Source organism: Micromonospora sp. NPDC048907 (assembly GCF_055586885.1).
Genome location: NZ_JBVJHI010000004.1, coordinates 332954 through 358126, shown reverse-complemented (window position 1 = coordinate 358126; position 25173 = coordinate 332954). Strand labels below are relative to the sequence as shown.

Annotated in this window: 24 protein-coding genes; 9 read left to right on the top strand and 15 right to left on the bottom strand. The window is 74.0% G+C overall.

Going from position 1 to position 25173, the window contains the following annotated elements; translation table 11 throughout:
- Window positions 1-119 precede the first annotated feature (119 nt).
- The 4 genes from ACZ6PY_RS15705 to ACZ6PY_RS15690 all read right to left on the bottom strand — a co-directional run bounded on the left by ACZ6PY_RS15705 (window position 120) and on the right by ACZ6PY_RS15690 (window position 8979).
- Window positions 120-5579: an ATP-binding protein gene (locus tag ACZ6PY_RS15705; protein ID WP_466072714.1), complete on the bottom strand. Its 5460-nt coding sequence runs from the start codon at window positions 5577-5579 to the stop codon at window positions 120-122.
- A 156-nt stretch (window positions 5580-5735) separates the two neighbouring features.
- The gene (locus ACZ6PY_RS15700) at window positions 5736-6536 is read right to left on the bottom strand and encodes an ABC transporter permease (RefSeq protein ID WP_466072712.1); all 801 of its coding nucleotides are present in this window, start codon (window positions 6534-6536) and stop codon (window positions 5736-5738) included.
- Entirely contained in the window at window positions 6533-8038 is a 1506-nt protein-coding gene (locus ACZ6PY_RS15695) for a DUF1349 domain-containing protein (protein ID WP_466072710.1), read from the bottom strand. Before ACZ6PY_RS15695 ends, ACZ6PY_RS15700 begins: the two co-directional genes overlap by 4 nt.
- The gene (locus tag ACZ6PY_RS15690; protein WP_466072708.1) at window positions 8035-8979 is read right to left on the bottom strand and encodes an ABC transporter ATP-binding protein; all 945 of its coding nucleotides are present in this window, start codon (window positions 8977-8979) and stop codon (window positions 8035-8037) included. Before ACZ6PY_RS15690 ends, ACZ6PY_RS15695 begins: the two co-directional genes overlap by 4 nt.
- Before the next feature lie 135 nt (window positions 8980-9114).
- Between ACZ6PY_RS15690 and ACZ6PY_RS15685 the strand changes: the two genes are divergently transcribed.
- The 4 genes from ACZ6PY_RS15685 to ACZ6PY_RS15670 all read left to right on the top strand — a co-directional run bounded on the left by ACZ6PY_RS15685 (window position 9115) and on the right by ACZ6PY_RS15670 (window position 12776).
- Window positions 9115-10245, top strand: coding sequence for a sensor histidine kinase (locus tag ACZ6PY_RS15685; protein ID WP_466073557.1), 1131 nt, complete (start codon window positions 9115-9117; stop codon window positions 10243-10245).
- The gene (locus tag ACZ6PY_RS15680; protein WP_466072706.1) at window positions 10242-10907 is read left to right on the top strand and encodes a response regulator; all 666 of its coding nucleotides are present in this window, start codon (window positions 10242-10244) and stop codon (window positions 10905-10907) included. Before ACZ6PY_RS15685 ends, ACZ6PY_RS15680 begins: the two co-directional genes overlap by 4 nt.
- 88 nt (window positions 10908-10995) lie before the next feature.
- A complete protein-coding gene (locus tag ACZ6PY_RS15675; RefSeq protein ID WP_466072704.1) occupies window positions 10996-11712 on the top strand; it encodes an NADPH-dependent F420 reductase in 717 nt (238 codons plus the stop codon).
- Window positions 11709-12776 carry an LLM class flavin-dependent oxidoreductase gene (locus ACZ6PY_RS15670; RefSeq protein ID WP_466072702.1) on the top strand — a complete coding sequence of 356 codons (1068 nt, stop codon included), beginning with the start codon at window positions 11709-11711 and terminating at the stop codon, window positions 12774-12776. Before ACZ6PY_RS15675 ends, ACZ6PY_RS15670 begins: the two co-directional genes overlap by 4 nt.
- Before the next feature lie 64 nt (window positions 12777-12840).
- Here the strand turns inward: ACZ6PY_RS15670 and ACZ6PY_RS15665 are convergent, their stop codons facing one another.
- Window positions 12841-13305, bottom strand: coding sequence for a MarR family winged helix-turn-helix transcriptional regulator (locus ACZ6PY_RS15665; RefSeq protein WP_466072700.1), 465 nt, complete (start codon window positions 13303-13305; stop codon window positions 12841-12843).
- Window positions 13306-13443: 138 nt separating this feature from the next.
- On the opposite strand from ACZ6PY_RS15665, the gene ACZ6PY_RS15660 reads away from it, so the two are divergent.
- Entirely contained in the window at window positions 13444-14004 is a 561-nt protein-coding gene (locus ACZ6PY_RS15660) for an NADPH-dependent FMN reductase (protein ID WP_466072698.1), read from the top strand.
- An 85-nt stretch (window positions 14005-14089) separates the two neighbouring features.
- On the opposite strand, the gene ACZ6PY_RS15655 is transcribed toward ACZ6PY_RS15660, so the two are convergent.
- Window positions 14090-14845 (bottom strand): GAF and ANTAR domain-containing protein, encoded by a 756-nt coding sequence (locus ACZ6PY_RS15655; RefSeq protein WP_466072696.1) that lies wholly within the window; start codon window positions 14843-14845, stop codon window positions 14090-14092.
- Window positions 14846-15066: 221 nt separating this feature from the next.
- On the opposite strand from ACZ6PY_RS15655, the gene ACZ6PY_RS15650 reads away from it, so the two are divergent.
- Window positions 15067-15429: an STAS domain-containing protein gene (locus tag ACZ6PY_RS15650; RefSeq protein WP_466072694.1), complete on the top strand. Its 363-nt coding sequence runs from the start codon at window positions 15067-15069 to the stop codon at window positions 15427-15429.
- A gap of 87 nt (window positions 15430-15516) precedes the next feature.
- Here the strand turns inward: ACZ6PY_RS15650 and ACZ6PY_RS15645 are convergent, their stop codons facing one another.
- From ACZ6PY_RS15645 to ACZ6PY_RS15610, 8 genes are read right to left on the bottom strand one after another with little or no spacing between them, the layout of a single operon-like run.
- Window positions 15517-16812 carry a MalY/PatB family protein gene (locus ACZ6PY_RS15645; RefSeq protein WP_466072692.1) on the bottom strand — a complete coding sequence of 432 codons (1296 nt, stop codon included), beginning with the start codon at window positions 16810-16812 and terminating at the stop codon, window positions 15517-15519.
- Window positions 16813-16821: 9 nt separating this feature from the next.
- Window positions 16822-18072: an acyl-CoA dehydrogenase family protein gene (locus ACZ6PY_RS15640; protein WP_466072690.1), complete on the bottom strand. Its 1251-nt coding sequence runs from the start codon at window positions 18070-18072 to the stop codon at window positions 16822-16824.
- Window positions 18072-19100, bottom strand: a complete 1029-nt coding sequence (locus tag ACZ6PY_RS15635) for a phosphotransferase family protein (protein WP_466072688.1) — start codon at window positions 19098-19100, stop codon at window positions 18072-18074. The genes ACZ6PY_RS15640 and ACZ6PY_RS15635 overlap by 1 nt, the downstream gene beginning before the upstream one ends.
- Window positions 19097-19549, bottom strand: coding sequence for a MaoC family dehydratase (locus ACZ6PY_RS15630; protein WP_466072686.1), 453 nt, complete (start codon window positions 19547-19549; stop codon window positions 19097-19099). The genes ACZ6PY_RS15635 and ACZ6PY_RS15630 overlap by 4 nt, the downstream gene beginning before the upstream one ends.
- Before the next feature lie 15 nt (window positions 19550-19564).
- On the bottom strand, window positions 19565-20320 hold the full coding sequence (fabG, locus tag ACZ6PY_RS15625) for a 3-oxoacyl-ACP reductase FabG (RefSeq protein ID WP_466072684.1): 756 nt from the start codon (window positions 20318-20320) through the stop codon (window positions 19565-19567).
- A 52-nt stretch (window positions 20321-20372) separates the two neighbouring features.
- Complete coding sequence (locus tag ACZ6PY_RS15620) at window positions 20373-21356, bottom strand: NADPH:quinone oxidoreductase family protein (protein WP_466072682.1); 984 nt, start codon at window positions 21354-21356, stop codon at window positions 20373-20375.
- Window positions 21353-22135: an SDR family oxidoreductase gene (locus tag ACZ6PY_RS15615; protein ID WP_466072680.1), complete on the bottom strand. Its 783-nt coding sequence runs from the start codon at window positions 22133-22135 to the stop codon at window positions 21353-21355. The genes ACZ6PY_RS15620 and ACZ6PY_RS15615 overlap by 4 nt, the downstream gene beginning before the upstream one ends.
- On the bottom strand, window positions 22135-22899 hold the full coding sequence (locus ACZ6PY_RS15610; RefSeq protein ID WP_466072678.1) for an SDR family oxidoreductase: 765 nt from the start codon (window positions 22897-22899) through the stop codon (window positions 22135-22137). Before ACZ6PY_RS15610 ends, ACZ6PY_RS15615 begins: the two co-directional genes overlap by 1 nt.
- A gap of 142 nt (window positions 22900-23041) precedes the next feature.
- Between ACZ6PY_RS15610 and ACZ6PY_RS15605 the strand changes: the two genes are divergently transcribed.
- Window positions 23042-23641, top strand: a complete 600-nt coding sequence (locus ACZ6PY_RS15605) for a TetR family transcriptional regulator (RefSeq protein ID WP_466072676.1) — start codon at window positions 23042-23044, stop codon at window positions 23639-23641.
- 6 nt (window positions 23642-23647) lie between these two features.
- On the opposite strand, the gene ACZ6PY_RS15600 is transcribed toward ACZ6PY_RS15605, so the two are convergent.
- On the bottom strand, window positions 23648-24463 hold the full coding sequence (locus ACZ6PY_RS15600) for a hypothetical protein (RefSeq protein ID WP_466072674.1): 816 nt from the start codon (window positions 24461-24463) through the stop codon (window positions 23648-23650).
- Window positions 24464-24558: 95 nt separating this feature from the next.
- Between ACZ6PY_RS15600 and ACZ6PY_RS15595 the strand changes: the two genes are divergently transcribed.
- A complete protein-coding gene (locus ACZ6PY_RS15595) occupies window positions 24559-24870 on the top strand; it encodes a hypothetical protein (protein WP_466072672.1) in 312 nt (103 codons plus the stop codon).
- Window positions 24864-25166, top strand: coding sequence for a hypothetical protein (locus tag ACZ6PY_RS15590; RefSeq protein WP_466072670.1), 303 nt, complete (start codon window positions 24864-24866; stop codon window positions 25164-25166). Before ACZ6PY_RS15595 ends, ACZ6PY_RS15590 begins: the two co-directional genes overlap by 7 nt.
- Window positions 25167-25173 lie beyond the last annotated feature (7 nt).

Below are 25173 nucleotides of genomic sequence, written 5' to 3'. Positions count from 1 at the left end.
TACCAGCCCCCCCAACCCAATTAAACCCCCCCCCCCGCAGAAGGGCCCCGGTTTTGGCCGCGGGGCCCGGGGGGGGGCCGCGGGGGGGGGGGGGGGGGGCCCCCCCCCGCGCCGGGCGGTCACCGCAGGTGGGCCTCGATGGCCTCGATGACGCGCGGGCGGAGTTCCGCCGCGCGGATGACGGCGTCGACCGAGCCGACCTCGACGGCGCGCTGGATGCTGTGCACCCGGTCGAACTCCGTGGCCACCTCGCCGAGCTTCTCCGCGCGGACCGACGAGCGGAGCTCGTCCAGCTCCGCGGTCAGCGCGGCGCGGTCGGCGCCGGCGGCGGCCGCCACCCGGGCCTCCAGGTCCCGCACCCGCGGGTCGGCGGCGGTGCGGGCGTTGACGTCGCCGGAGAAGACCACCGCGGCGGCCGGGGCGCCGCCCAGCACCGAGGCGAACGAGCCCTCCAGCGCCAGCACGGTCATCTGCGGGTTCAACGCCTTCGAGAACACCACGAACGCGCCGCCGTGGTAGCGCGAGATCACGCAGAACACGATGGGCCCGCGGAAGTTCACGATGGCGCGGCCGATCTCGGCGCCGTACTCCAGCTGCAGCTTGCGCATCGACTCCGGCGAGCCGTCGAAGCCCGACAGGTTCGCCAGCACCACCAGCGGCCGGTTGCCGCTGGCCGCGTTGATCGCCCGCGCGGCCTTCTTCGACGAGCGCGGGAACAGCGTGCCCGCCGTGTAGGTGTCCGGGCCGTCGGTGGGCGGGAAGCCGCGGCGCGGCACCGACCGGGACTCGATGCCGAGCAGGCACACCGGGATGCCGCCGAGGTGCACGTCCTGCACCACCGCGGTCTCCGCGTCGGCCATGCCCGCCCAACGTTCGAGCACCGGGTGGTCCTGGTCGGCGAGCGCCCGCATCACGGTCCGGATGTCGAACGGCTTCTTCCGGTCCGGGTTGGCCCCCGTGGAGAAGATCTCGCCGACGGTGGTGAAGTCGCTGCCGGCCACGGCGTGCGGGAAGTCCGAGATGTCCCGGTCGACGGGGTCGGTGGTCGCCGCCCGGCGCGGCGCCGACTCGCCCGGCGCCACGTACGTGTGGTCGTAGTGCGCCATCAGCACGTCCCGGGCGGCCGGGAGGTCCGGCGCCCAGTACTGCGCCTGCCCGTTCGGGCCCATCACCCGGTCGTAGCCGCCGATGCCGAAGTTGTCCTCGGCCGACACGCCGCCGGAGAAGTCGAGCGACTGCTTGCCGGTCAGCACCATGGCCGAGTCCGGCGTCATCACCAGGACGCCCCGGGTGTGCATGAGCATCGTCGCCTCGGCGTTCCAGTACGGCTGCGCGCCGACGTTGATGCCCGCCACCACGATGTTGATCTCACCGCCGTCCTGGGTGAACTCGACGATCCGCTTGAGCGCGGCCGCCACCCAGTCCATGTTCTCCGTGCCGGAGGTCATGGAGATCCGGGCGCCCGCGGACAGCGCGTACCACTCCAGCGGCACCCCCATCCGCTCGGCCAGGTCCAGCGCCGCGATCACGCGGCGGCACTCCGGCTCGGACAGCGCCCCGAGCGCCTTCGTGGGGTCGCCGAGCAGCACGACCCGGGTGACGCCCTGCGGGTGCCGCGGGGTCGGCGTGGTGACCACACCCGCGACGATCGCCGCGGTGTTGCGCCCCCGGGGCCGGTCGACCGGCACCAGCGCGTGCCGGTCGTCCAGGTCGTGCTCGACGAAGTCGCCGAGCAGGCCGGTCAGCTCGTACGGGTACACCGTGTTGCGGCTGCTCGCGCGCAGCACCTTCAGCCGGTAGTCGTCCAGCGGCTCGACCGGCTCGACCGGCGGCTCCCCGACGCTCAGCTCGGCGCCGCCGGTGGCGTTGAACGAGATCCGTACGGCGATCTTGGTCAGCTCGCCGGTCCTCCGGTCGCGCTGCCGCGCGATGAACAGGATCTCCTCCAGCCCGGCGCCCGCGGTCGTCGGGCGGACCCGCCCGGCGATCATCTCCATCTCCTCGCGGGTCAGCTCGCTCGGCGGCCAGACGTAGATCACGATGCGGTTGGTCTGGAAGCGCGTCTTCGCCGGTCGCTGCGACTGGGCCCGCCGGATCGAGTCCAGGCAGGCGGCGACGGTGTCCTCGGTGGTCGGCAGGGCGACCAGCCGCCCGTCGTGCTCGCGCAGCGCGGTCAGGTCGCGCACCTGCGCGAACGCCACCAGGCGCTGGTCCGACGGGTTCTCCCGCGCCACGCACTGGAAGAGGTAGACCTCCTCGTCCGACGACGGCAGGCGGGTCAGGTCGAACTTGTGCAGCCGCTCCAGCTGCATCCGCTGGGCGATGTACGGGTGCAGGCCGCGGATCAGCCGCTCCTCGGCCATCCCGCCGCCCGACGGGCGGAAGGTGAAGTGGTGGTGCATCACCGCGCCGGCACGGCCCGCCACGGTGGTGGTGACCCGGCGGACCTGCGGCGGCAGCGGCTGCGCCTCGATGACCTCGTGCAGCGCGGCGGCCATCCCGTCGAAGTCCTCCGGCTGGTCCTCCCACGCGAGGTAGATGTCGGCGTCGATCGGGTCCGGGCCGACCGCCAGCTCGGCGAGCCCGCGCAGGGCGCCGGCGAGCGCGTCGAAGCGCACCGCGGCGGACACCACGCGCGAGTCCGCGCGCTCGGCGACCACGAAGGTGCACCCCGCGACCTCGCGGGTGCCGACGCCGGTGAGCCCCTTGTTCCCGTAGTACCGCCGGGTCAGCACCTCCAGCATCACCGCGTTGTCGAGGTGGTCGCGCACCAGCCGCTGGCCGAGCAGCCGCACCAGCGGCTCGGTGCTGCGCACCATCTCGGCGACGCGGTCACCGCGGTCCGGGGCGTCCGGGTGCGCGTCCAGGTGGCGCAGGTGCCGGCGGACCTCGGCGTAGACGCGGGCGCGGTTGCGGCGCAGCAGCGGCTGGGCGAACCAGGCGAACACCACGCCCCGGGCGAGGTCGGCGACCACCGGGAAGCGGACCTGCGTGGCGGCCACCAGCCGCTCCAGCGCCAGGCCCGCGGGCTCGCGCAGCGAGTCGTCCGGCGGCGGCTCCCGCAGCCACGACCGCAGCAGCGTCGCGACGACCGTGGCGTCGGCCGACGCCCGCTGCTGGGCGAGGAAGATCCGGAACACGGCGGCCTCGAGCGCGGGGGAGCGCTCCAGGTCGCCGACCCCGTAGTGGCCGAGCGCCTTGGCGAGCTTGGCCTGGAACGCGTTCGGCAGCCCGGCCCGCTCGATGTCGAGGCTCTGCAGGTAGGTGTGGAAGTACTCGCGGGCGCTCGGGACGTGGCCGTCGCCGTCCTCGCCGGTCGGCCGGTTGCGGCTCAGCTCGGCCAGGTCGGCGAAGACGTTGACGAGGTCGAGCTCCTCGGCCAGCGGCCGGTGGCCCTCCTCGGTGGCGGCCCGGCGGGCGGCGAGGTAGTCGTCGATCACCCGGCGGTCGTTGTGCGGATCGACGTCGAAGCCCAGCAGCAGGCCGCGCAGGTCCTCCTGGCCGCGGGCGGCCCGCGTGCGGGCCGGGACCTCGGCGGGCTCGACGGGCAGGTCCAGCTCGACGGCGGCCGCGGCCGGGGCGTCGGCGGCCTCAGCGCCGTCGTCGGCGACCGGCTCCAGCCGCAGCAGCGGCGCCCCGGCCTCCACCTGGCTGCCCACGGAGACGGCGCACTCCTTCAGTCGCGCCCGGAACGGCGCCCGCAGCACCGTCTCCATCTTCATGGCCTCCAGCACCAGGACCGGCGCGCCCGCCTCGACCTCGGCGCCGACGGCCAGCGGGGTGGCCACGACCAGCGCCGGCATGGGGGAGCGGAGCACGCCGCCCTCGTCCCGGCTGACCCGGTGCGTGACCCCGTCCACCTCGACCAGGTGGATCGGGCCGTGCGTGTCGGTGAGCAGGCGGTACCGGGCGCCGTTGACGACGATCTGCCCGGTGTGCCGGTCGAAGCGGTCCAGCTCGACGTCGGCGGTGCGGACGCCGCCGGCCGTCTCGATGCCGACCCGGAACCGGTGCGCCCCCACGCGGGCCACGCGCATCCGGTAGCCGACGCCGCGCAGCTTGAGGTCCAGCGGCCGGCCACTGGAGTGCTGCACCTGCGGTCGGCCGCCGGCCGCCGTCGACAGCAGCCGCTGCCGCTCGACGCGCTCCTCCTCCTCGTACGCCTCGATGGCGGCGGCGGCCAGCGCGACGGCGGAGTGCCGGTGCGCGACGAGGCGGCCCTCGCCGCGGACCCGGTCGATCCAGCCGGTGTCCGCGCTGGCGTCGATGACCTCGGGCTGGTCGAGCAGGTCGAGCACGAAGCTCTTGTTCGTCGCGCCGCCCTCGATGATCACCGTGGTGTTCGCCATGGCCCGGCGGAGCCGGCCGAGGGCCTCGTCGCGGTCGCGGCCGTAGGCGATGATCTTCGCGATCATCGAGTCGAAGTCGGCGGGGATGGTGTCGCCCTCGCTGACGCCGGTGTCCACCCGGATGCCCGGCCCGGCGGGCAGGTCCAGGCGGGCGATGCGACCGGGGGAGGGCGCGAAGTCGCGGTCCGGGTCCTCGGCGTTCAGCCGGGCCTCGATGGCGTGGCCCCGCTCCGCGGGCGGCTCGCCGTCCAGGCGCCCGCCCGCGGCCACGTGCAGCTGCGCCTTGACCAGGTCGAACCCGGTGGTGGACTCGGTGATCGGGTGCTCCACCTGCAGGCGGGTGTTGACCTCCAGGAACGCGAACAGCCGGTCACCGGGGTGGTAGAGGAACTCGACGGTCGCCGCGCCCCGGTAACCGACCGCCACGGCCAGCCGTTCGGCCGACGCCTTGAGCTCCGCGGCCTGCGCCGGGCTGAGCACCGGCGACGCCGACTCCTCGATGACCTTCTGGTTGCGCCGCTGCACCGAGCAGTCCCGGACCCCCAGCGCCCACGCGGTGCCCTGACCGTCGGCGATCACCTGGACCTCGACGTGCCGGGCGCCGGTGACCAGGCGCTCCAGGAACACGATGCCGCTGCCGAACGCCCTCGCCGCCTCCTGGCTGGTGCGCTCGTACGCGTCGACCAGCTCGGCCTCGTTCGTGACCACGCGGATGCCGCGCCCGCCGCCGCCGGCGGTGGCCTTCAGCATCAGCGGGTAGCCGATCTCGGCCGCCGACGCCCGGGCGGCGTCCAGGGTCTCCACCGCGCCGCGGCTCCACGGCGCCACCGGCACGCCGACCTCCTCGGCGATCAGCTTCGCGCCGATCTTGTCGCCGAGCTGGCGCATGGCCTCCGGGCTGGGCCCGACGAAGGTGACCCCGACCTTCTCGCACAGCTCGGCGAACGCCGGGTCCTCGGCGACGAAGCCCCAGCCGACCCAGGCGGCGTCCGCCCGGGTCTCCACCAGCGCGCGCTCCAGCACGGCCAGGTTCAGGTACGGGCGCGCGGACGCGGGACCGAGATCGTAGGCGACGTCGGCCTCCCGCACGAACGTGGCGTCCCGGTCGACGTCGGTGTGCAGGGCGACGGTCTCGATCCGGGTCCCGGTCTCCGCGGCCAGCTCCCGGACGGCGTGGATGAGCCGCATCGCGGCCTCCCCACGGTTGACGATGGCGATACGGCTGAACACCCGACCGACCCCTCCGTTGGACCCACGATGTACGCGCCGCGAGGCGACGGCCCCCGGCAGTGATCACCTTTCCGTCTGCGGGCGGGCGGCGCCATGTCGTAACCGCCGAAGCCTGGGCGGCGCCAGTTGTAGGAACCGAACAAAAGTTTTTGGCGGTCAGGGGGTGTCGCGGCGCTGGAACACCACCGACCCGGCGATGACCGCCGCGGCCGCGTACAGGGACAGGACGCCGAGCCCGGCCCAGGGGCCGATGTGTTCCGCGGCGAGGTCGCGCGTTGACTGGATGGTCAGCCCGGCGTCCATGGGGGCGAACCGGTGGATGCGGTGCTGCCAGGTCGGGTCGGTGACGAACATGGCGACAACGGGCGAGCCGTAGAGCAGGGCCAGCGCCGCCGTCACCGCACCGGCGGTGTCGCGCAGGAGCAGCCCGAGCCCCGCCGCCAGCAGGGTGACGAGCCCCGTGTAGAGCACCGTGCCGATGGCCGCCCGTCGGGTGAGGTCGTCGGCGAGCGACAGCGCGGGGAAGCCGTGCGCCGGGTCGAACCCGCTGCCGGGCAGCATCACCCGGCCGGCCGCCAGGGAGCCGGCGGCCAGCAGCGCGCCGGCGGTCGTCCCGAGGACGGCCAGGGCGCCGAGCTTGCCCAGCACCACCAGGAACCGGCGTGGCACGGCGGTGAGCGTCGGCTGGATCGTCCCCGTGCTGTACTCCGCCGTCACCGCCAGGACCGCGAGAACCACGATCCCCACCTGGCCGAGGCGGACGCCCCCCAGGGTCAGCTTCGTGAGGTCGGGGGCGCAGGGCGGACCGCAGTGCCCGCGGTCCAGCGACCCGGTGACCGCCAACCCGACGCCCACCGTGCCGGCGACGGTGAGCAGCGTCAGCCAGCCGGTGCTCGGGAGCGTCCTCAGCTTCGTCCACTCCGCCCGCAGGGCCCGGAGCGGCCGTCCCGCCGTCACGCGTCCCGCCGGCGCAGCTGCCACCACGCGAGCCCGAGGGTGAGGGCGACCCACGCCGCGACCACGCAGATCCCGGCCCACGGCCCGATCAGGGCCCACGGCTCGGCGAGCGTGACCGTCGGCGGTTTCGCCCGTTGGGTGGCCAGCCCACCGGCCAGCGTGGTGTACATGAGCCATCTCGGTGAGGTGCCCGGCAGGATCATGCCGACGACCAGCGGCCCGAGCACGAGGAGGACCGTGATCGTGATCGCAGCCGCGCTGTGCCGCAACAGCACGCCGACGGCGAGGCCGACCACCGCGACACCGGCCAGGAACGCGGCGGTCAGCAGCAGCGCCCGGAGCACCAGGGGATCGGTGAGGGACGGGCGGGGGAAGGCCGGCGTCGTGAAACCGCGCTCGCGCAGGGCCGGGACGGCGAGCACGAACGAGCCGACCGCGCCCACCAGCCCCACGAGGAACGAGGTCGCGCCGAGGACGACCGCCTTCGCGGCCAGCACCCGGCCCCGGCGCGGGGTCGCGGCGAACGTCGTGCGGATCATGCCCCGCCGGTACTCCGACGTGGCGTAGAGGACCCCGATCGCGATGAGGGCCATGAGCCCGGCGATGACGCCGACCAGCGCGATCTCGACCATGTCGTCGTCCGGCGGCCGCGGGCCGACGGTGCCGGTGCCCACCACGGTGTAGCCGTCGCCGGTCTCGGTGACCTGGCCGCCGGCGCGGACGCCGCCCTTCCCGCCGAGCCGGTCCGCACGGCCGACGGCCTCGCCGTGCCAGGTGCCCTCCGAACTGAGCCGCACGTTGTCGAACGACGCCCGGGTGCTGGTCGGGCGCTCGCCGACGGACGAGCTGCCGCCGCCCCGCGACGTGTACACCTCCGCCGGCGACGAGACGTAGAAGCCGATCTCGACGGTGGACGGGAGGTTCTTCGGCGTCGCCGTGCCGATCTTCTGCCACGCGGCGCCGTCGGCCGACTCGTACCCGGTGATCGTGGTGCCCGAGCGCACCAGCCGCAACCACCGGGCCCCGCCGGCCGCGCTGCCCTTGCGGTCCGCGTCGAAGTCCCACTGCAGGTGTACGCCCTGACCGGCGGTCAGCATCAGCGAGGCGTACGACGAGCCGGGCCGGGTGCCGTCCTTGATCATGATGCCGGCCGCGGGCGGGGCGAACGGGCTCGGATCCGCGAGCCTGGTCATCCCGTCCAGGCCCGTCGCCTCGCGCCCGAACGGTTCGGGTGCCAGCGACGCGACCCGCACGGTGAGCGTCGCGTCGCCCGTGACCTGCTGGTGCACGAAGTAGAAGTCGTCGGCGACCGGCTCGCCGTGCGGCCCGCTCACGAACTCGGCGTGCTCGTTGATGTTCGTCCTGCTGCTCGACGCGGCCAGGTAGCTCAGGCCGACGGTCAACGCCGCCGCGCCGAGCAGCGTGACGACCCAGCGCCGCACCGACCGCAGTTTGGTCCACTCGGCCAGCAGCAGGCCGGGGAAGGACTCTCGGGCGGTCACCGCACGCTCCCTTCGGCCGCCGGGGCCCCGGTCTCGGGCGCGAACTCGATGGCGCCACGCGTCAAATCCATGTACGCCTCCTCCAGCGACGCCCGGTGCCGGCGCAGCTCCGAGAACGCGACGGCGGCCCCGCTCAGCAGCGCCGCCACCCGGTCGCCGGCCAGCCCGTCGACGACGACGGTGTCCGGACCGGCCACGGTGACGGTCGCGCCGCCGTTGGCCAGCACGGTCGTCGCCTCGGCCCGCTGCGTGGTGGTGACCTCGACGCGGTCCCCGGACGCCGCGGCCAGCAGCGCGGCCACGCTCGTGTCGGCGATCAGGCGGCCCCGGCCCACCGCGATCAGATGGTCGGCGGTGTCCTCCAGCTCGCTCATCAGGTGGCTGGAGACCAGGACCGCCCGTCCCTCGGCGGCCAGGGCCCGCATCAGGCCCCGGATCCACACGATGCCGTCCGGGTCGAGGCCGTTGACCGGCTCGTCGAACATCAGCACCGGCGGGTCGCCGAGCAGGGCGGCGGCGATGCCCAGCCGCTGCCGCATGCCCAGCGAGAAGCCCCCGGTCCGGCGGCGGGCGGCCGAGGCCAGGCCCACCTGGTCGAGCACCTGGGCGACCCGGCGCCCGCCGATGCCGTTGCTGTGGGCCAGCCAGAGCAGATGGTCGCGGGCGCGCCGGCCGGGGTGCAGCGCCGACGCGTCGAGGAGCGCACCGACCTGGGTCAGCGGCGCCCGCAGCGACCGGTAGGGGCGGCCGTTGACCAGGGCCTCGCCCCCGTCCGGCGCGTCGAGTCCGAGGATCAGCCGCATGGTCGTCGACTTCCCGGCCCCGTTCGGCCCGACGAAACCGGTCACCTCGCCCGCCCGGACGGTGAACGACAGGCCGTCCACCGCGACGGCGGTGCGGTAGCGCTTGTGGAGCGCGCGTACCTCGATCGTGGGTTCCATGGCAGGGACGTTAGGCGGCGGTGACCGCCCGGCGCGTCACGGCGCGGAGGGGTCTTCGGCCGGCGCCCGCCTCCCTCGCGTGGGGGAGGCCGGGTCCCCGCCGGGGGGACGACACCGAGGCCGCGGCCGGTGAGAATGGCGGTCGTGAAGGGGATCGGGCCGGCCTCCGCCACGGCCGCCCTCGGCGCCGTGGCGGTGATCGAGGCGATGGCGGGCGCGTACCACCGCCGGCCCACCGCGATCGCGGTTCTCCTCGCGCTCGCCGTGGTCGCCCCCGTCGCCCTGGTCCGGCTCTGGCCCGCGACGGCGGCCGTCCTGTCCGCCGCGGCGGTGCTCTCCGGCCTGGTGATCTCCTATCCGGTCACCGTCGCCGGGGTCACCGCGCTGGCGGTGCTCTACGGGATCGCCGGCCACCGGCGTCCACTGAGCACGGCCGGCGCGCTGGTCCTGCCCCTTGCCGCGTACGCGGCCGCGCCGCTGTCCGGCGACCGACCGGGCGGGCGGCCCGTGGCCCTGCTCCTGCTGGCCGTCGCCGCGGTGGCGGCGGCCACCGGGGCGGCGGTGCGGCTGCGGGACGAGCGGCGTCGCCACCGGGCCGACGAACAGTCGTCGGCGGCGACGCTGATGAAGTACGCGGCCCGCGGGGAACGGGCCCGCATCGCCCGGGAACTCCACGACGTGGTGGCGCACCACATCACCATGATCGCCCTGCAGGCCGAGGCGGCCCGCCTCGCGACACCGGGGCTGCCCGTGGAGGGGGCCCGGCGGCTGACCGCCATCGGGGACACCGCGCGGGTCGCGCTGACGGAGATGCGGCGTCTGCTGGGCGTGCTCCGGGAGGACGTGGACGCCGAGCCGAGCCGCCGCCCCCAACCCGGGCTCCGCGAGCTCAACGCCCTCCTCGACGAGGTACGCGACGCGGCCGTGGGCAGCGGCGTACGCCTGATCGTCAGCGGCTCCGTCGAGCCTCTCGATCCCGGTGTCGAGCTGACGGCGTACCGCATCGTGCAGGAGGCGCTGACGAACGCCCGCCGCCACGCCCCCGGCGCGGCCGTCGACGTCGAGCTGCACTACCGCGGCGACGACCTCAGCGTGCGGGTCTACGACAACGGCCCCGGCCCCGCCCCGGCGGGCGACCGCGGGCACGGGCTGGCCGGGATGCGGGAACGGGCGGCCATGGTCGGTGGCCAGGTCACGGCCGGCGCGGCGCCGGGCGCCGGGTTCCTCGTCGAGGCCGTCCTGCCGACGAAGGGTGCCGCGCCGTGACCGCCACCCGGATCGTCGTGGTCGACGACCAGGACGTCGTGCGTGCCGCCTTCGAGGTCCTGCTGGCGACCCAGCCCGACTTCACGGTCGTCGGCTCGGCCGCCGACGGCGGGCAGGCCGTGCGGATCTGCCGGCAGGTGCGCCCGGACGTGGTGCTCATGGACATCCGGATGCCGGGGATGGACGGCATCGAGGCCACCCGGCGGCTGCTCGCCGACCCGGAGCCGCCCCGGGTGCTGATGCTGACGACGTTCGACCTCGACGAGCACGTGTACGACGCGCTCGGCGCCGGCGCGAGCGGTTTCCTCCTGAAGGACGCGACCGCCGAGCGCCTGTTCGACGCCGTCCGGGTCGTCGCCGCGGGGGAGGCGCTGCTCGCCCCGACGGTGACCCGGCGGCTCGTCGCCGAGTTCGCCCGGATGCGGGTACGCCGCCGGGAGCCGGACGCGGCGCTCCGCACGCTCACCGCCCGGGAGACCGAGGTCCTGCGGCTGATCGCCGAGGGACTGTCGAACCCGGAGATCGCCGCCCGGCTGGTCGTGGGGGAGGAGACGGTGAAGTCCCACGTCAGCCGCGTGCTCGCCAAGCTCGGCCTGCGCGACCGCACCCAGGCCGTCGTCGTGGCGTACGAGTCCGGCCTGGTCGTTCCCGGGGACCGGTGACCGCGCCCGAGTCTCGTGTGACCGAAATTTCCTTGACCAGTCAAGCATAGGAGATATGTTTGACCGGTCAAGGAAATGAGGTGCAGGCATGCGTGACGACGATCTCGCCGCGGCGGGCGTCGCCCCGGCCGCGACGACGGCGCTGTCGTCCCGGCCGCGGGTGGCCGTGCTGGGCGCCGGGCACACCGGACCGGTGATCGCCCGGGTGGCGACGGCCGCCGGGTATCCGGTGACGATCGCGGCCTCCGGGGACCCCGCGAACATCGCCCTGATCACCGACGTGCTGGCTCCCGGCGCCGAGGCGCGCTGGGCCGCCGACGCCGTCGCGGACGCCGGGATCGTCGTGCTGGCCATACCGCTGCACCGGTTTCCGGACCTCGATCCCGCCCTGCTCGCCGGCCGGCTCGTCGTCGACACGATGAACTACTGGCCGCCCGTCGACGGCGTCCAGGAGATGTTCGACGACCCGGCGTACGGCAGCAGCGAGATCGTCCAGCGGCGGCTCGCCCGGTCGAGCGTCGTGAAGACGTTGAACCACATCGGCTACCACGAGCTGGAGGACGACCGCCGCCCGCCGGGAGCGCCGGACCGCCGCGCGCTCGGCGTCGCCGGCGACGACCCCGCCGCCGTGCGGACCGTGGCCGATCTCGTCGAACGCATCGGCTACGACGCCGTCCCGCTGGACGGCCTGCCCGCCGGCCGCCTGCTCCAACCCGGCGGCCCGGTCTTCGGCGTGTCCCTGGGCCGGACCGAGTTCACGCGGGCGCTCGCCCGCACCCACCACACAGATAGAGGCTCATCGTGACCACAGCACCGTCGGATCCGGTACGCCCGGCCGCCTTCCCCCTCGTGCTCGGCCTGGACACCTTCGGCGACGTCACCCACGACGCCGACGACCGGCCGCTCTCGCACGCCCGCACGATCCGTGACATCGTCGAGCAGGGCGTCCTCGCGGACCAGGTCGGCGTGGACTTCTTCGGCATCGGCGAGCACCACACCGACGACTTCCCGCTGTCGGCCGCCGACGTGGTGCTGGGCGCGATCGCCGCCCGCACCACCCGGATCCGGCTCGGCTCGGCCGTCACGGTGCTGAGCTCCGACGACCCGGTACGCGTCTTCCAGCGCTACTCCACCCTCGACGCGGTCTCCGGCGGTCGGGCCGAGGTGATCCTCGGCCGCGGGTCCAGCATCGACTCGTTCCCGCTGTTCGGCTACGACCTGGCCGACTACGAGCAGCTCTTCGAGGAGAAGGCGCAGCTCTTCGCCGAGCTGCGCAGGGGTGGACCGGTGACCTGGAAGGGCACCATGCGGGCGCCGCTGCACGAGCAGGACGTCGTGCCGCACACCGAGTCGGGACCCTTCCCGGCCTGGATCGGCGTGGGCGGCAACCCGCAGTCGGTGATCCGGGCCGCCCGGTACGACTACGGCCTGATGCTCGCGATCATCGGCGGGTCGCCGGCCCGCTTCGCCCCCTTCTCCCGGCTGTTCCACCAGGCGCTCGCGCAGCTCGGCAAGGATCCCCTGCCGATCGGCGTGCACTCGCCCGGGCATGTCGCCGCGACCGACGAGCAGGCCCGCGAGGAGTTCTTCCCCCGCTACCAGGAGGCGATCCGCCGGGTGGCCCGGACCCGCGGCTTCGCCGTGCCGACCCGGGAGTCCCTCCTGCGCGAGGTCGGGCCGCACGGCGCGCTGTACGTCGGGTCGCCCGAGACCGTCGCCCGGAAGATCGCCGCGAACCTCGGCGTGCTCGGCGCGAACCGCTTCGAGATGAAGTACGGCATGGGCGGCCTGTCGCACGAGGCTCTGATGACCTGCATCGAGCTCTACGGCACGCGGGTCGTCCCGCGCGTCCGGGAGCTGCTGAGCTGACCGGCCGGTCCGGCCGCCCGCGCCCCGCGGACGGCCGGACCGGTCCGGGCCGCCGCGCGAGGGCTCAGTCGGCGGTTCCGACGCGCTGGAACGCGCGGGCAAGTTGGACGAGGTCGATGCCCTCGAAGTGGTCGAGGAACCGCCGCCGCACGCTGGCCAGGTGACTCGGCCAGGACTCCTGGAGCCGGGCGAGACCGGCGTCGGTGAGGACGGCGTTCCACCCGCGCGCGTCCTCGGCGCACTTGACCCGCTCGACCAGGCCCTGCGTCTCCAGCCGGGCGATGGTGCGGGTCATCCCGCTCAGGGAGAGCTGGCACGCCGCGGCGAGGTCGCTCATCCGCATCCGCCGGTCGGGCGCCTCGGAGAGATGCATCAGCGCCGTGTACTCGGTGAGCGGCAGCTGGCGGTCGCCGACCATGTCGGCGTCGATGGCGCGGGGCAGCACGTGCATGATCCGGCCCAGCGAGCGGACCAGCGCCTCCTCCTCGGCGTCGAGGGGGCGCGGGGACTTCGGTGCGGCGGCGGGCATCCCCCCATCCTACTTGCTTGACCGAGCAATGACACGTCGCGACGGTGACGACCGCCACGGCCTAGGAGGTTGCTTGACGAAGCAACAAACCGCTAGCTTTTCCTTGACCAGGCAAGTACTTTGGAAGGGCTTCCCGACATGACCAGGATCGGAATCATCCTCGGCAGCACCCGCCCGGGCCGCAACGGCGAGGCGGTCGCCCGCTGGGTGTTCGACGTCGCCAAGCAGCGCGGCGACGCGGAGTACGAGCTCGTCGACCTGCTCGACCACCAGCTGCCGCACCTGGACGAGGCGTACCCGCCGGCGATGGGCCAGTACACCCAGCCGCACACGCTGCGCTGGGCCAGCACCATCGCGTCGTTCGACGGGTTCGTGATGGTCACCCCGGAGTACAACCACTCCACCTCGGGCGCCCTGAAGAACGCCATCGACTTCCTCTACGCCGAGTGGAACAACAAGGCCGTCGGGTTCGTCAGCTACGGCTCCGCGGGCGGCACCCGGGCCGTGGAGCACCTGCGCCTGATCGCCGGCGAGCTGCAGATGGCCGACGTGCGGTCCCAGGTGGCGCTGTCGCTGTTCACCGACTTCGAGAACTTCAGCGTCTTCAAGCCCAGCCAGTTCCAGCACGACGCGCTCACCACCACCCTCGACCAGGTCGTGGCCTGGAGCACGGCGCTGGCCCCGCTGCGCCACCGCTGAACACCCTCCGACCGGCGACGGCCGCGGGCCCTGCCCGCGGCCGTCGCCGCACCCGTCGTGGCCGCCGCCGGCCGGGCCGACTCCCTCAGGACTGCTGACGCGGCGGCACGAATTCGGGGGCCGGCTGCGGTGACTCGCCGCTGACCTGGGTGATGATCTCGGCGGCCAGGTCCCGCAGCTTGCGGTTGCGGTGCTGCGACGCCCGCCGGAGCAGGGCGAATGCCTCCGCCGCGGTGCACCGCTGCTGGCCCATGACCACCCCGAGGGCCTGGTCGATGACGCTGCGGGAGACCATCGCGTCGGTGAGCTGCCGATGCAGGACGGCCTGGTCGGTCTGACGGAGGATGACGCTCAGCGCCGTCGACCCCTGGTCCGTGAACGCCAGGGCCTGCCGCCGTGCCCGGTCGGTGAACGCGTGCGGCTCGGTGGCGTAGAGGTTCAACGCGCCGACGACTTCGCCGTCGACCGTCACGGGCAGTGACAGCGAGCTGGCGACGCCGAGCCGGAGCGCGTGTTGCCGGTAGTCGCACCAGCGGTCGTCCGTGCGCAGGTCGCGCACCTCAACGACCTGCCCCTGGCGGAGGGCGTCGAGACAGGGCCCCTCGTCCGCCCCGTACTGGATCTCGTCGCCCCGCGCGGCGAGGTCGCCGCTGCTGGCGACGGTGAACGCGCCGTCGTCCCGGCGCATCGTCAACCCGCAGGCCACCGCGGGGGTGACGACCTCCGTCGCGACCCGGACCAGCTGGTCCAGGAACACGTCGACGTGCGGCGAATCGGCGAGCAGCGTCAGCAGCCGGCCGTAGGCCGAGGCCAGATGCCGGTCAGCAGCATCGGACGGCACCGCTACCTCCTGAACGTCCTGTGCCGGCTCCCTGCGGAGCCGTGACCACTGCCTTCCTTTGTCGGAGAGCAAACATTTTCCCGGATCGGCAGGGTGCCAATCGGGTGGGACGGGGCTAGGGTCGAGGTGGGTTCGGACATGAGCCCAGGACCACTGCCCGGGGCGCCGACGAGCGAGCCGGGCATCAGCCCGGTCCGCCACCCTCACGCGAGGAGCAGCTCATGTCCGTCCATCACGCGCAGCACCCGGCGGCGCCGCAGGTCACCCGCCGGCCGACCCTGTCCCTGGCGCTGACCCGGGAAGGTCCGGCGGCCGTGGTGGCGATCGGCGGTCCCGTCGACATGGCAACCGTCGACCCGCTCGTCCGCCTCGTCGACCGGCTGCTGTCCGGCCACGCGCCCCCGGTGCTGGTGCTCGACCTGAGCGCGGTCACGTTCTTCTGCGCCGCCGGTGTCACCGCGCTGCTGACGATCCGCACGCGGGCCGGCTCCGCCGGGTGCACCCTGGTGCTGCGCAGGCCCTCGCGGATCACCGCGGCGGTCCTCGCCATCGTCGGCCTCACGGACGAATTCACCACCGAGTGACCCTGCCCTTCCCTCCACAGCGGTCGCGCACCGTGGCGGTCACCTCGGACCCCCACCGGCGGGCAGATCGCAGGTACCCGGGGTGGATCAACCCGAAACGGCGGTACGCCCGTGAGTCGGGCCACCGGCGGTTGGCTCCGCCGGTACGCCGGGAACCGGCGGCACGAGCGTGTCGACGGCCCGGCCCATCCGGGTGACCGCCTCGGTGAGGATCGCCGGGGAGGTGGCGAAGTTGAGGCGTACGAAGCCGGCTCCGCCGGTGCCGAACACGTGGCCCGAGCTGAGGGCGACCCGCGCCCGGTCGAGGAACATCCTCGCCGGCCCCGCGATGTCGCTGGCCACCCCGGGCTCGCCGGGCGGCTGCTCGGTGGCGAGGCCCAGCGCGGTGCAGTCCAGCCAGGCGAGGTAGGTCCCCTCGGGACGGTGGTGGGTGACCGCCGGGAGGTGCTCGGCGAGCAGGCTCTCCAGCAGGGCGCGGTTGGCGTCGAGGCCGTCGAGGAGGAGGTCGAGCCACGGCCCGCCGGCACGGAACGCCGCGGTGTGCGCGAGGACGCCCAGGTGGCTGGGACCGTGGCCGACCTCCTCCGGCATGCGGCGCAGGTCGGCGACGGCCCGCGGCCCGGCGACCGCGAGCGCCGCCTTGAGACCGGCGAGGTTCCACGCCTTGGAGGCGGAGGTCAGGGCGAAGGCGTCCTCGGCGCCGGCCACCGTGAGGTACGGGGTGAAGCGCGCCCCGGGGAGCACCAGCGGGGCGTGGATCTCGTCGGAGACCACCCGTACGCCGTGCCGGGCGGCCAGGTCGGCCACCGTGTCGAGCTCGTCCCGGCGGTGGACCACGCCGGTCGGGTTGTGCGGGTTGCACAGCAGGAACGCGGGCCGGGAGCCGAGGGCCCGGGCCCGGCGGAACGCCTCGTCCAGGGCGGCGGGATCCATCCGCAGGTCGGGTCCGAGCGGAGCCTCGACCACCCGCCGGCCGGCGTGGCTCACGAAGGCGTAGAACGGCGGGTAGACGGGGGAGCAGACCACCACGGCGTCGCCGGGGTCGGTGACCAGCCGGAGCACCTCGACGATGCCCATCATCACGTCGGGCACGACGGTGGTGTGGTCGACGCGGAAGCCCTGCCAGCCCCACCGGTCGGCGGCGAACCCCCCGATCGCCTCGGCGTACGCCGTCCCGTGCGGGTAACCGGTGTCGCCGAGGTCGATCGCCCGGCGCAGCGCGTCGGCCACCGGAGGAGCGAGGGGCACGTCCTGCTCGGCGACCCAGAGGGGAAGCACGTCCTGCGGGTGCATCCGCCACTTCACGCTGCTGCGCCGCCGCAGCTCGTCCAGGGTGAGCACGGTGAGCGGATTCCCGGCGGCGGAGGGGGTGGGACCTGCCATGCCACCACCCTAGATCGTCGGGCGCTCGCCGCCGACCCGCTGCCGCGCGGCGGCCTGGCGCCGCAGCTCGTGCCGCGCCAGGGCGTTGCGGTGCACCTCGTCGGGGCCGTCGGCGAACCGCAGGGTGCGGATGCCGGCGTACGCCCGGGCCAGCGGGAAGTCCTGGGACAGGCCGGCGGCGCCGTACACCTGGATCGCCTTGTCCAGGATCCACTGCACGGTCGCCGGGGTGGCGATCTTGATGGCCTGGATCTCGGTGTGCGCGCCCTTGTTGCCGACCGTGTCCATCAGCCAGGCCGTCTTGAGCACCAGCAGGCGCAGCTGCTCGATGCGCACCCGCGACTCGGCGATCCACTCCCGGACCACGCCCTGCTCGGCCAGCGGCCGGCCGAACGCGACCCGCTGCTCGGCCCGGGCGCACATCAGCTCGACGGCCCGCTCGGCCAGGCCGATGGAGCGCATGCAGTGGTGGATGCGGCCGGGGCCGAGCCGGGCCTGGGCGATCGCGAAGCCGTCGCCCTCGCCGCCGATCAGGTTCTCCACCGGCACGCGGACGTCGTGGAACGCCAGCTCGGCGTGCCCGCCGTGGTCGTGGTCGTCGTACCCGAACACCTCCATGCCGCGGACGATCTCCAGGCCGGGGGTGTCCCGCGGGACGAGCACCATGGACTGCTGGCGGTGCCGCTCGGCGGACGGATCGGTCTTGCCCATGACGATGAAGATCCGGGCGTTCGGGTTCATGGCGCCGGTGATCCACCACTTCCGGCCGTTGATCACGTAGTGGTCGCCGTCCCGCTCGATCCGGGTGGCGATGTTCGTGGCGTCCGACGAGGCCACGTCGGGCTCGGTCATGGCGAACGACGACCGGATCGCACCGTCGAGCAGCGGCTCCAGCCACCGCCTGCGCTGCTCGCCGGTGCCGAACATCGCCAGCACCTCCATGTTGCCGGTGTCCGGGGCGGCGCAGTTCAGCACGGCGGGCGCCAGGTGGCTGCGCCCGGTGATCTCCGCGAGCGGGGCGTACTGGAGGTTGGTCAGGCCGGCGCCGTGCTCGCCCGGCAGGAACAGGTTCCACAGGCCGCGCTTGCGGGCGTCGGTGCGCAGCTGCGCGAGCACGGGCACCGAGTCCCAGGCCCAGCGGTCGCCGAGCTGACCGAGCTGCTCGTGGAAGACGGCCTCGGCCGGGTGGACCTGGCGGTCCATGAAGTCCAGGAGGTTGTCGCGCAGCCCCTCGGTCCGCGGGTCCAGCGAGAAGTCCATCAGTGCTCCTTCAGATAGGTCAGGCCGGCGTCGAGGAGGAGCTCGGTGACCTCGCCGAGCTGCGCGAAGCCGGCGCCGACGGTCTGGCCACGCAGGTGGCGGAAGTGGATGCCCTCGAGGATCGCGGCCAGCTTGAAGGCCGCCAGGCCGAGGTGGAAACCGAGGGACGGGAGGGCCCGGCCGCTCGCCGTCGCGTACCGGCCGAGGATCTCGTCCTCGGTCAGGAAGCCGGGCGCGGAGGACGCCTCGGCCACCGCCGTCCCGACGAGCCGGCCGAGACGCTGGTAGAGGACCAGCAGCGCCAGGTCGGTGAGCGGGTCGCCGAGGGTGGCCATCTCCCAGTCGATCACCGCGGCGAGGCGGTCGCGGTCGTCGACGAGCACGTTGTCGAGGCGGTAGTCGCCGTGCACGATCCCCGGCGCCGAATCGGCCGGCACCCCGGACGCCAGGCGGGCGTACAGCTCGTCGGCGGCCGGCAGGTCCCGGCAGTGCGACGCGTCGAGCTGCTTCCGCCACCGCCGCACCTGCCGGCCCAGGAATCCCTCGGGCCGGCCGAAGTCGGCCAACCCCACGGCCGCCGGGTCGACCGCGTGCAGGGTGGCCAGCGTGTCGACCAGGCGGGTGGAGATGTCCCGGGTGCGTTCCGGGCCGAGCGGCTCCAGCTCGGCCGCGTGCCGGTACGCCGTGCCGGCGACCCGCTCCATGACGTAGAACGGCGCGCCCAGCACGCCGGCGTCCGGGCAGAGCGCGTACGTCGCCGGCACCGGCACGTCGGTGGCGCGCAGCGCCGACATGACCCGGTACTCCCGGGCCATGTCGTGCGCGGTCGACAGGACGTGCCCCAGCGGGGGCCGCCGCACGATCCACGCCGACCGCCCGTCACCGACCTCGTAGGTGAGGTTGGACTTCCCGCCGGTGACCAGCCGGGCGGTCGACAGCCGCCCCGCCCCCGGCACCTCGGCCGCGAACCAGTCGCCGAGCCGGGCCAGGTCGAGGCCGGGCGGGTCCTGTGGGGCCGGACCGGTCACGGGACGAGGATGCTGACGGTCTCGACGACGCAGGCCGGCTTCGCGGCGCCGGCCACCTCGACGGTCACCTTCGCGGTCAGCTGGTGGCCACCGCCGCCGGGCGCCAGCGACAGCAGCTCCACGCCGGCCCGCACCTCGGAGTCGACGGGGACCGGGGCGGGGAAGCGGAGCTTGTTGGCGCCGTAGTTCACGCCCATGCTCAACCCCTCCACCCGGTAGACCTGCCAGACCAGCATGGGCACCAGCGACAGCGTGAGGTAGCCGTGGGCGATGGTGCCGCCGAACGGGCTGCGCGCCGCCCGCTCCGGGTCGACGTGGATCCACTGGTGGTCGCCGGTGGCCTCGGCGAAGGCGTCGATCTGCTGCTGCGTGATCCGGTGCCAGCCGGAGTGCCCGAGGTGGGTGCCGACCGCCCGCTCCAGCTCCTCGATGCCCTGGAAGACCTTCATCGTCGCCGCCTCCTCTCAGGCCTTCGGCCCGCCGGCCACGTACAGCACCTGGCCCGACACGAAGCCGGCCGCCTCGCTCACGAAGAACGACACGGCGTGCGCGACGTCCTCGGGCGTGCCGGTGCGGGCGACCGGGATCTGCGCCGCGGCGGCCTGCTTGAACTCCTCGAAGGGCACGCCGAGCCGGGACGCGGTGGCGGCGGTCATCTCGGTCTCGATGAACCCCGGGGCGATGGCGTTGGCCGTCACCCCGAACTTCCCGAGTTCGAGGGCGAGGGTCTTCGTGAAGCCCTGCAGCCCCGCCTTCGCGGCCGCGTAGTTGGCCTGACCCCGGTTGCCCAGGGCGGAGGTGCTGGACAGGTTGACGATCCGCCCCCAACCGGCCCTGGTCATGTGGCCCTGCACCGCGCGGGTCATGAGGAACGAGCCTCGCAGGTGCACGTTCACCACCGCGTCCCAGTCGTCGGTGGTCATCTTGAACAGCAGGTTGTCCCGGGTGATGCCGGCGTTGTTGACCAGGATCGCGGGCTCGCCCAGCTCCCCGGCGATCCGGTCCACGGCCGCCCGCACCGCCTCCTCGTCGGCGACGTCGGCGCCGACGGCCAGGGCGCGGCCGCCCGCGGTCCGGATCTCGTCGGCGACCGGCTCGGCGGCCGCCTCGTCCAGGTCGACGACGGCGACGGCGACGCCGTCGCGGGCCAGTCGCCTCGCGACGCCGGCCCCGATGCCGCGGGCCGCTCCGGTGACGACGGCGGTGCGGGTGATGGTCATGGCGGTCAGCTCCTCGCTGGGTACGGACGGGACAGGTCGGCGCCGGGAACGGTCATGGGACGTACACCACCCGGCCGACGGTGGAGCCGTCGGCGAGCCGCTGCACCCCGTCGGCCACCTCGGCGAGCGGGAGGCGCTCGCTGACCAGGGGCCGGACGGCGCCCTGGGCGGCCAGCGCGGTGAGGGCACGGTGGCACTCGACGACGGCGGCCGGGTCGTGGCGCTGGTAGAGGCCCCAGTGCAGGCCGACGATCGAGTAGTTCTTCACGAGGGCGTGGTTGAGCGTGGCGGACTGGATCCGGCCACCGGCGAAGCCGAGCACGAGGATCCGGCCCTCGAAGGCGACACACTTCGTCGAACGCTGGTAGGTGTCCCCGCCGACCGGGTCGTAGACGACGTCGGCGCCCCGGCCGCCGGTCTCGGCCTTGACCACCTCGACGAAGTCCTCGGCGCGCCGGTCCACCACCACGTCGGCGCCGAGGGCGCGGGCCACCTCCGCCTTCTCCGGGCCGCCCACCACCCCGATGACGCGGGCGCCGGCCGCCCGGCCGAGCTGGACCGCCGCGCTGCCGACGCCGCCGGCCGCGGCGTGCACCAGCAGCGTCTCGCCGGCGCGTAGCCCGGCCCGCCGGTGCAGGCCGAACCAGCCGGTCTGGTAGCCGATGTAGAGGGCCGCCGCCTCGGCGTCGTCGAGCGCCGCCGGCGCGGGGAACGTGCTCGCGGCGTCCAGCAGCGCGTACTCGGCGAACCCGCCGTGCGGCAGCGTCGCGCCGCCGAGCACCCGGTCGCCGACGGCGAACCCGGTCACCCCGGCGCCGAGGGCGACGACCTCGCCGCACAGCTCGACCCCCGGGGTGAACGGCAGTTCCGGCTTGACCTGGTATTCACCGCGGCACATCAGGACGTCGGGGAAGTTCGCCGGGCTGGCCAGCACCCGGACCACGAGCTGCCCCGGGCCCGGGGCCGGGTCCGCCACGTCGACGAGCCGCAGCACGTCGACCGGCTCGCCGAGCGCGGTCACCCGCCATGCCTTCATCGGAAGCCCCCCTCGTCCTCGATCTGCCGCTGGAGCTTGTTCATGCCGTCGAGCCAGCGGTCAGTGTCGGTGGCACGGTGCCGGTAGTAGTCGGCGACCCGGGGGTGCGGCAGGACCAGGAACCGGTCGTCGTGCATTGCCTGCCACGTCGCCTCGGCCACGTCCTCGGGGGTGAGCGCGCCGTCGCGGCTGATCAGGTCCCGCAGCGGTCCGCTGTTGTCGAGCATCCGGGTCCGTACGCCCTGGGGACAGACGGCCTGCACCACGATCCCGCGATGCCGGTAGGTCGCCGACAGCCACTCGGCGAAGGCGACGCAGGCGTGCTTGCTGACCGCGTACGCCGGGTTCCCGAGCGTCGTGAGCAGCCCGGCCGCGGACGCGGTCACCACGAAGCGGCCCGCGCCGCGCTCGACCCAGCCGGGGATCAGCAGTCGCGCGGCGCGTACGTGCGCCATGACGTTCACCTCGTGGCTGGCCGCCCACTCCGCCTCGGCGGCGTCCAGCCCGCGCCCGCGGTCGATCCCAGCGTTGCCGAACCAGGCGTCGATGTGGCCCAGGTGGCCCCGGGCGGTCTCGACCAGCGCGGCGACGCCCCGCTCCCCGGCGGCGTCGCCGGGAGCCGCGACGCCGCCGATCGCCTCGGCCACCCGCTGGGCCGCCTCGGCGTCGAGGTCGTTGACCACGACCCGGGCGCCCCCGGCGGCGAGCCGGGCGGCCAGCGCGCGGCCGATGCCGTGCCCGGCGCCGGTGACGACGACGCCCCGGTCCCGCACCGGCATCAGACACCTCCGGTGAGGGTGAGGCCGCCGTCCACGACGAGCAGCTGGCCGGTGATCCAGGCGGCGTCCTCGGAGAGCAGGAACGCGACGGCGCCGCCGACGTCGGTGGGGACGCCGAGCCGCCGGAGCGGGTACGCGGCCGCCACCTCCTCCTCGCGGCCCTCGTAGAGGGCGGTGGCGAACCGCGTCTTCACCACGGCCGGGGCGACCGCGTTCACCCGGATGTCCGGGCCCAGCTCGACGGCGAGCTGCTGGGTGAGGTGGGTGAGCATCGCCTTGCTGGCGCCGTAGAAGCCGATGCCGGCCGCCGGCCGGACGCCGGCCACCGAGGAGACGTTGACGACCGCGCCGCCGTGCGCGCCCATCCACGCCCGGTGGACCTGCTGCACCCAGGACAGCGCGGCGAGGCAGTTCACCTCGAAGACCTTGCGGGCGGCGGCCAGGTCCAGGCCGACAAGCGGCCCGTACGCCGGGTTGATGCCGGTGTTGTTGACCAGGAGGTCCGCGCCGCCGAAGGCGTCGACCGCCCGGGCCACCACCTCCGCCTGGTGGTCGGGATCGTCGGCGTGGCCGGCGACGCCGACCGCCTGCCCGGCGCCCAACCGGGCGACGGCCTCGTCCAACGCCGCCTGTCTGCGGCCCGTGATCACCACCCGGGCGCCCTCGGCGACCAGCCGCTCGGCGACGGCCAGGCCGATGCCGCGGCTGGCACCGGTGACGATCGCCGTGCGGCCGGCGAATCTGTTCGACGGGGCCTCCGACACGGCCACCTCCTCCGACTTACTAAGCGCTTGCTTAGAATGTGTCTGAGGGAGTGTGCGACAGCCCCACGCGCCTCGTCAACAGGTCCACCCCGGCCGATCTGTGGTATCAATGCCGGCCGAGGCTCAGGAGGGAGGGACGGACGTGGTGACCGACAGTGCCGAGCAGTCCCGCGCCGACGCGACGCGCGCCCGGCTGCTGGACGCGGCCGTCAGCGCGTTCGCCGAGCGGGGCTTCCACGGCACGACCACCCGTGACATCGCCGCGGCGGCCGGGCTCAGCCCCGCCGCGCTCTACGTGCACCACCGGTCCAAGGAGGAGTTGCTCTACCTGATCTCGCGGTCGGGGCACGAGCACGTGCTGCGGCTCGTGCGGGAGGCGGTCGCCTCGTCCGCCGACCCGGCCACGGCGCTGCGGCGGGTGGTCCACGACTTTGTCGTGACGCACGCCCGCGACCACACGACCACCCGGGTGGTGAACTACGAGCTGGCGGCGCTGAGCCCCGCGCACCTGGCCGAGATCCGCGAGATCCGCCACCACATCGAGCAGGCGATCCGGCAGCTCGTGGAGGCGGGCGTCACGGCCGGGGTGTTCGAGACCCCGGACCCGCGGATGGCGGCCGCCGCGCTGCTGTCCCTCGGCGTCGACGTGGGCCGGTGGTACCGGGACGGCGGCGACCTGGTCCCCGAGTACATCGCCGCCCGGTACGCCGAGATGGCGCTGCGGATCGTCGGCGCGCGCTGACCGACCTCACCAGACGCAGGATCGGGGCAGGAACGCCCAGGCGATCCCGGCGGCGAACCGGTTCCCGCTCCACTTCGCCATGATCCACTGACGGTCCTTGGTGACGTAGCGGATGTCGATCTGCGCGCCCGCCGGAGCCGTCCCGAGCGGGTGGACGGCGACGGCGGGCCCCGACCCGTACGCCGCGGCGGCGCCGATGTTGCCGTACGCGGTGCAGGCCGTGCGGGCGGTGGTGGCCTTGAGCCCGCCGCCCTTGTTCTCGCTCCACACGCCGTAGGGGCTGCACAGCGGGTCGACGCCGTTGGCCGTGCAGAACACCTGCTCGGAATGCCACCAGCGCAGCTGGTCGGGGGTGCCGTCGGCGTTGCTGGAGCCGCTCACGGTGGGGCCGTTGGCGCAGCTCGAGGACGAGAATCCGCTGCGCTCGACGGCGAACTTGCGCGTGCCGTAGGCGTACGCGCACCCGTCGAAGCTGCCGCCGGCGTAGCCCCAGGGCCATCGGGTGATGCCCTCGGTGTTGCCGGCGCTGGCGTCGCCGGTGTCGCGGATGTCCATGTGGTCGAAGCTGGACTTGACGGTGCCGTCGGCGAAGACGAAGTCGCGGGCGAACAGGTAGCCGACCATCGGGCCGTTGGCCTTGTAGCTCAGCAGCACCCAGCCCGGTCCCATGCCGGTCTGCGCCCAGGAGTCCTCGGCCGCCGTCTGCACCCGGTTGACGCCGTATCCCCAGGCGGCCGCGGGGGACGGGGCGACCAGGGCGGTCACCCCCAGGGCGGCGACCAGCGCCGTCACGATCCGGGTCACGCCACGCCACCTGACCATCGCCACTCCTCGATCCGATTGGCGAAAACCTACAGCGTTGTAGCGGGCCGTGGCAATCTGCTACGGTGCCCGCACCTCCAACGAGGGAGCTGAATATGCGAATGTCTGCCAAGGCTGCCGCGGCCGTGACGGCACTGGGCATCGTGCTGGCGGCGCCTCCCGCCGCCCAGGCCTACGTGGTGCCGCGCCACGCCGTCAACATCTGCCAGAGCGCCAGCTTTTACGACAACTACGACTCGGCCTCGGGCCCGTACGGCCTCAAGCGGGTGCTCGAGTACGGCAACAAGATCGGTCACACGCCCGGTGCCCACCCGGTCTACAACGGCTGGGCGGCGACGTTCGACTTCGGCCCGAACGACTGGGGCTACCTGCGCATCGAGTGCATCGGAGGGTACGACTCATGGTGATCTCGTCCTCCCGGTCCACGCGACTGGCCCGCCTGGGGGTCGCCGCCGCGACGGCCGTCGCGCTGCTGGCGGTGTCGTCGCCGGCGCTGGCCGCCAACGGCACCATCGGCGTGCGGGAGACCGTGTGCGCCGAGTCGTTGTTCGTCCGCACCGAACCGCTGGGCGCCTGGATGGGCACCCTGTACGCCGGGCAGACCTTCCAGGTGAAGGGGCCCAGGAGCGGCGGCTACATCTACGGCTTCGCCTACGGCCACGTCAACCGCAACGGCTGGGTGCAGGACGGCTGGTTCTGCTGACCCGGGT